The following is a 6,468-nucleotide window of genomic DNA, read 5'->3' as shown; positions in this document are numbered from 1 at the left end:
TCCCCATTAAAAGCAGTAGGATCCACTTCTAAAGCACCGGTAGTTATATTTTGTACAAGTCCAGTTCCAGCTACATCCCCGTTAATAGTTGCAGCATTAACTGCATCAGCAGCAATATCCGCAGAAGCAATGGTTCCATCAAGAATCTTATCAGTGGTTACTGCATTGGCAGCAATCTCGGCATTCCCTACAGCACCAGCTGCAATCTCAAGCGTAACATCTCCAAGTAGTGCATTGACATCACCACCTACAGTTAAATCCCCGGAAGTAATGTTACCATCCCCATTAAAAGCAGTAGGATCCACTTCTAAAGCACCGGTAGTTATATTTTGTACAAGTCCAGTTCCAGCTACATCACCATTAATAGTTGCAGCATTAACTGCATCAGCAGCAATATCCGCAGAAGCAATGGTTCCATCAAGAATCTTATCAGTGGTTACTGCATTGGCAGCAAGTTTAATATTTGTAACTGCACCATCTGCAAGTTCAGCAGTTCCTACAGCACCAGCTGCGATCTCAAGCGTTACATCTCCAAGTAATGCATTGGCATCACCACCTACAGTTAAATCTCCGGAAGTAATATTTCCATCCCCATTAAAGGCAGTAGGATCCACTTCTAAAGCACCGGTAGTTATATTTTGTACAAGTCCAGTTCCAGCTACATCACCATTAATAGTTGCAGCATTAACTGCATCAGCAGCAATATCCGCAGAAGCAATGGTTCCATCAAGAATCTTATCAGTGGTTACTGCATTGGCAGCAAGCTCGGTATTCCCTACAGCACCAGCCGCGATCTCAAGCGTTACATCTCCAAGTAATGCATTGGCATCACCACCTACAGTTAAATCACCGGAAGTAATGTTACCATCCCCATTAAAGGCAGTAGGATCCACTTCTAAAGCACCGGTAGTTATATTTTGTACAAGTCCAGTTCCAGCGACATCACCATTAATAGTTGCAGCATTAACTGCATCAGCAGCGATATCCGCAGAAGCAATGGTTCCATCAAGAATCTTATCAGTGGTTACTGCATTGGCAGCAAGCTCGGTATTCCCTACAGCACCAGCTGCGATCTCAAGCGTAACATCTCCAAGTAATGCATTGGCATCACCACCTACAGTTAAATCCCCGGAAGTAATATTTCCATCCCCATTAAAGGCAGTAGGATCCACTTCTAAAGCACCGGTAGTTATATTTTGTACAAGTCCAGTTCCAGCTACATCACCATTAATAGTTGCAGCATTAACAGCATCAGCAGCGATATCCGCAGAAGCAATGGTTCCATCAAGAATCTTATCAGTGGTTACTGCATTGGCAGCAAGTTTAGTATTGGTCACTGCGTTGTCAGCAAGTTCATTGGTTGTAATTGCATTTGCACTTATCTCCAGGTCAATCTCATCATTCACAATATCATCTGTTACTGTAATTTTTCCAGAGGTCGAATTGATATTCTTAAACTCTAAGTCTACCCCGTTTTTTTGCTTGAAAGTACCTACACCACCTAGACCTACATTTACGGCATTATTATCTTCACCCGCAACCGCAGCAAAACCATCTACTTCGGTTTGTATTTCTTCAATAGCAGCTTGTACATCGGTACTGGTAGTATTACCGGTAGGAGTGAAGGCTACTTGAGCAGCGGTTTGGTTATCCGTTCCTGTTCCGTCTTGTAATCCAGCCAAGTCCACAGTAGTTGAAGTTCCGCCTTCGATATCAATTTGTAAAGATGTCCCTGTAAGAGTTGCACCTGTTAAGTTTTGGTCATCAGAACTTGTAGCAGCCAATGCATCGATAGCTCCTTGAACGTCTGTTGCACCTAATGTAGAAGCTGTGTCATCAAAAGAAACTTCAGCAGCTGTTTGGTTATCTGAGCTTGAAGCAGCTAAATCAGCAATAGCTTCTTCTACAGTAAGTTCATTTACTGTATCCCCATCTACATCGATAGGCGTATTCAAATTAACTTCTGTTGCGTTTTGATTATCAATAGCAGCAAGCGGTACTTGAAGTGTTCCTGCACTATCCGTTATTTCCAGATTGGTTCCATTAACAGCAAAAGCTATGTTGGTTTCATTAGTATCACTCGTATCACCATCAGCAGCATTACTAGCGGCCAAGGCATCAATAGCACCCTGTACATTTGTTGCACCTAAGGTAGAAGCTGTATCATCAAAAGCTACTTGAGCAGCGGTTTGATTATCAGTGCCGACAAAATTAATTGGGCTTCCATTGCCATTATCAAAAGTAAAGGTACCATCTCCATTATTAGTAAGAAAAGCCTTATTAATATTTACAGTAGTTCCAGCTTCGTTCGTATATGAGAAAGTACCGTCATTATTATCGAGCAACAAGGTTGTTGTTTCAATAATACTACACAAGGATTCCCAAGTGGAACCAGTATATTGATACACGCAATCTTGATCTGTATTATATACTAACGCCCCATTTAATGGAGCAATGGCGTTCATCTGAGTAGTATTTACTCGAGACAGTACCAGAACTTTATTTGAACTTTCAAGTTCCAGTAAGGAGTTAGCATCAATTTGATTTGGATTATCTCCAATTTTTACCTGAGCCACAGCTGCGGTAAGATTCAAAAAGATAAGTAGGAGTAGGGTAATTTTAAATTTCATAATGTAAGAAATTTCCTATATATGGATTAATAAAAGTGTATACGTTGATACTATAATCTCAACTATCTGTTTATTTAGCGAAAAATATAGTATTGGTAGCTAAAGTAGTCAACCAATTGATTATTACCACTTACGTCAACAAAAATAATGCTTTTTTTCGATTAAATGCAAATTTTATCGATGAAATTATACGGTTTAACCGTAAATGTACGCATATCAAGTAATAATTTTTGAAGAAATATTTTGATATTTCTTCAAAATGTATACTTTTGCCTTCGTCTTGCGGGAGTAGCTCAGTTGGTAGAGCGTCAGCCTTCCAAGCTGAATGTCGCCGGTTCGAACCCGGTCTCCCGCTCAAAAGCATCTTATAATCTAAGATGCTTTTTTTATGGTTCATGTTTTTTGTTTCCATAGTTCAGTAATTCTATGATTATATACGTAAGAACTTTAACTTCGGTTTTTTTTAAAAAATAGAAAATCCGGTAAGTGTAGTCAAGCGTTCTAACGCATACATCCCCAATTCAGAATTACCTTTTGGATTAAGAGGAGGGCTCCAGACGGATACGGTATACTGTCCGGGGTGTACAGAAGTAATGCCTCCGCCAACACCACTTTTGCCCGGTAGACCTACTCTAAAACTGAATTCTCCAGCTTCATCATAGAACCCACAAGTTTGCATAATGGCGTTAACACGTTTAACCCGTTCCGGGGATAGGATTTTTATTTGATCCACAAGTTTTTTTCCGCGATTGGCGTAAATCATAAAAGCTTGAGACAGCTCTTTGCAGGACATTTCAACTGAACATTGAAATGTATAAAAATCCAGTATAGTGTCTATGTCATTATACACGTTTCCAAAAGATTTCATCAAATTCAATAAGGAGGCATTGCGATAACTATTCTTACGCTCTGACTCATATACTGTATAGTTAACGTTTATAGACGATGAATCTGTGATTTTTTTTACAAAATTTAGAAATTCTTCTTTTGGATTTTCTAATTTAGAGACCAAAACATCTGCAACAATAAGGGCTCCGGCGTTGATAAATGGGTTACGCGGAATCCCTTGCTCATACTCTAATTGCACCAAAGAATTAAAGGGGTCCCCCGAAGGTTCAACATCTACTCGCTCAAAAAGTTCGTCGCCCAAAAGGTTCATCGCCATGGTTAGTGAAAAAACTTTTGAAATACTTTGTATGGAAAATCGCTGTTCACTTGCTCCAAAACTATAATGACCAGAATTGATGCAATACAAGTTCATTCCGAATTTGGTTGGGTCTACTTTTGCTAGTTCCGGAATGTAAGAAGCAACCACACCACTAACCGGTCTTTTCTCTATTTCTGATTCTATAGTGTCTAAAATTGATTGATAATCCATAGTCTTTAATATAGTTTCGATAAAGAGGTTCCGGCACTCATTTCATAGGGTGCTTTGTTTTTTTCAAAAATTCTGGCATCTGGCTTTCCTTCGAGAAGTATGTCATTGTCCTTGACACGTATCCAACTGCCTTCTCGCAGACCAATCACAGGCGGGGTGTTAATGGTGTGAAACTCTTTGATTCTTGTCTCTCTGGTTTCGCCTTTATGTGTTGATGTTGGATCAGGATCCAAATAGTGGGGATTTATATTGAAGGGTAGAATGCCCAAGGTTTTAAAACTGGGCGGGTAGACTATCGGCATGTCATTGGTTGTTTGCATGGTCAGTCCACAAATATTACTTCCGGCACTCGTCCCAAGATAAGGAGTGCCTTCTTCTATTGTAGTTCGCAAAACATCCATCACCTTGTTGCGATATAATTGGTCAACTAACAAAAATGTGTTACCACCACCTGTAAAAACACCTTGTGTTTTCTTAAAAGCATTTTCTATCGTATCGTATTCATGAATTCCTGTTATATTCTTTCCGATTTTGGAAAAAGCTTTTTTAGCTAAGTTTGTATAAGCCGCTAATGAGATTCCGCCGGGTCTGGCATAGGGTATAAAAAGAACTTCATTCGCATTTTTATAAAGTTCGATTAATTCTTTTTCTATATATTCCAAATAAGTACTTCTATGCAGCGTAGAAGTACTTGCTATGACGCAATTTTTCATTCTTTTTTTCAGTAAAGGTAGTTTAACGTTTTGTTATATCTAAATTCGACGAAAAATATAGAAATTGTATGTCAAACACAGGTAGCAATTATGAAAAGATTATACACACTATATTATATTACACTTTCAATATTCATTGGGTTTTCAGGCGTGGTAAATGCTCAAATTGATACCAGAAGTCTTATTTCTGGTGAAATCAATGTTCCTATTGGTGATAATAGTGAAGGTATAACTATTTACAACCGCACTACGAATAAAGGTACGATCACTAATGAAAACGGAGAATTTCAGATTTCAGCCGGTATAAATGATAGAATTGACGTCATTGCCATGCAGTATCAAAAGTTTACCGTAATTGTTGATAAAGGTATTGTTGCTCGTAAAACTTTAAAAATAGTACTTCATGAAGCTGTCAATCAATTGGACGAGGTGGTTGTTTCACCCTACGATTTGGCTGGTAATGTCGATGTCGATGTAAAACGTATTCCTGTAAATGAAGGTAATATCGCCGAGGTTGCAAACGAAACTTCGGGTAGAATAAATGATAGTGACTATAATTTTACGCCGGATCAGCTAACAACGCCCGAGAACGAGGTGATGCTGCAGAATAGGATGAAAAATGGTCTTAACTTTGTAAATCTTTTCAAATTGGTAGTGGGGGATCAAAATGAAGATGAGCAAAAGCCAACGTTTGCCACTGAGAATAGATTGCGTAACTTGTATAATGATGAATTTTTTAAGCAAGAGTTTGATCTCGAGTTAAATGAAATTAATGATTTTATCGCTTTCGCGAAAGAAAACGGACTTGATGATTCGTATCTTAAAGAAGGGAAAGAATTGGACTTGATCGAATTTTTAAGAACACAGCGACTTCAGTACAACGTTCAAAAGCAATAATACTAAAAGATTGCTTGTAACATGTAAGGGATTTTATGGTCTTTTTGTTACCATGAAAATAATTACTTTTTGCATATTCATTATAACATGCCAAGTCTATGGCCAAACAGAGAATTTTCATGGGCAGATACATGCAGATTCCCTAACAGCGTTCACGGTAAATATTATTAACCTAAATCAGTCAAAAGGTACGACAAATGATGAACATGGTTATTTTGATATTAAGGCTAAAACTGGCGACACCATACTTTTTTCATCTATTCAATATCAGCGCTATGAATACGTAGTTACAATAAATGATTTATTCAACAAGTTTACTAAAATTGAATTGATTCCTGCAGTTCAGTCCATGCATCCGGTAACCGTTCTCAGTTCCATGTTTTCAGGATATCTATCAGAAGATCTGACCGAAATTCCTTTACGGCCGACACTAACCGATGATATGCTGGGTGTGAAGCGGTCTTTTAAGAAGCAACCCACACCAATTGAACGTAAAATTTACACAGCCAAATCAGGAATATTAGATCTGCCCATTAATTTGATTAACGGAAAATTAAAACTTCTGCGCCATGTGGAGCAAATAGAAAAATTTGAGGCTTCACTGCAAAAAGTGGAAAAAACAATGGGAACAGAATTCTTTACTAAACAATTGGCTATTCCTGAACTTTATATATATGACTTTATCCGCTATTGCGCAGACGATCCTATCTTCAAAATTTTAAATAATACAGAAGACCGATTTAAATTGATCGAATTTTATAGACAAAAAGTTCAACCCTATAGACTTTGGAAGGATATTTGAAATAAATTAAAAATAATAAAAATTTACAAGTGTAAAAACAGTACTTTT

5 protein-coding genes and 1 tRNA gene are annotated in these 6,468 nt (G+C 38.0%); 3 read left to right on the top strand and 3 right to left on the bottom strand.

Annotated elements, in window-relative coordinates; genetic code table 11:
• On the bottom strand, positions 1-2,630 hold a 2,630-nt coding region (locus tag ACJRPK_RS17255; protein ID WP_407141640.1), incomplete at its 3' end, for a beta strand repeat-containing protein.
• 282 nt (positions 2,631-2,912) lie between these two features.
• Here ACJRPK_RS17255 and ACJRPK_RS17250 point away from each other — a divergent pair.
• Positions 2,913-2,985: transfer RNA gene (locus ACJRPK_RS17250), tRNA-Gly, on the top strand.
• 108 nt (positions 2,986-3,093) lie between these two features.
• Here the strand turns inward: ACJRPK_RS17250 and ACJRPK_RS17245 are convergent.
• Positions 3,094-4,008, bottom strand: coding sequence for a glutaminase (locus ACJRPK_RS17245; RefSeq protein WP_407141639.1), 915 nt, complete (start codon positions 4,006-4,008; stop codon positions 3,094-3,096).
• Between the two features lie 5 nt (positions 4,009-4,013).
• On the bottom strand, positions 4,014-4,721 hold the full coding sequence (gene pepE / locus ACJRPK_RS17240) for a dipeptidase PepE (protein ID WP_407141638.1): 708 nt from the start codon (positions 4,719-4,721) through the stop codon (positions 4,014-4,016).
• Positions 4,722-4,811: 90 nt separating this feature from the next.
• On the opposite strand from pepE, the gene ACJRPK_RS17235 reads away from it, so the two are divergent.
• Together ACJRPK_RS17235 and ACJRPK_RS17230 are read left to right on the top strand one after the other, a co-directional pair.
• Entirely contained in the window at positions 4,812-5,618 is an 807-nt protein-coding gene (locus ACJRPK_RS17235) for a carboxypeptidase-like regulatory domain-containing protein (RefSeq protein ID WP_407141637.1), read from the top strand.
• A 10-nt stretch (positions 5,619-5,628) separates the two neighbouring features.
• Entirely contained in the window at positions 5,629-6,420 is a 792-nt protein-coding gene (locus tag ACJRPK_RS17230) for a hypothetical protein (protein WP_407141636.1), read from the top strand.
• The last annotated feature ends 48 nt before the right edge of the window (positions 6,421-6,468 follow it).

The organism is Aquimarina sp. 2-A2, from assembly GCF_045505135.1.
Classification (GTDB): domain Bacteria; phylum Bacteroidota; class Bacteroidia; order Flavobacteriales; family Flavobacteriaceae; genus Aquimarina; species Aquimarina intermedia.
This window is presented reverse-complemented; position numbering and strand designations above follow the sequence as displayed.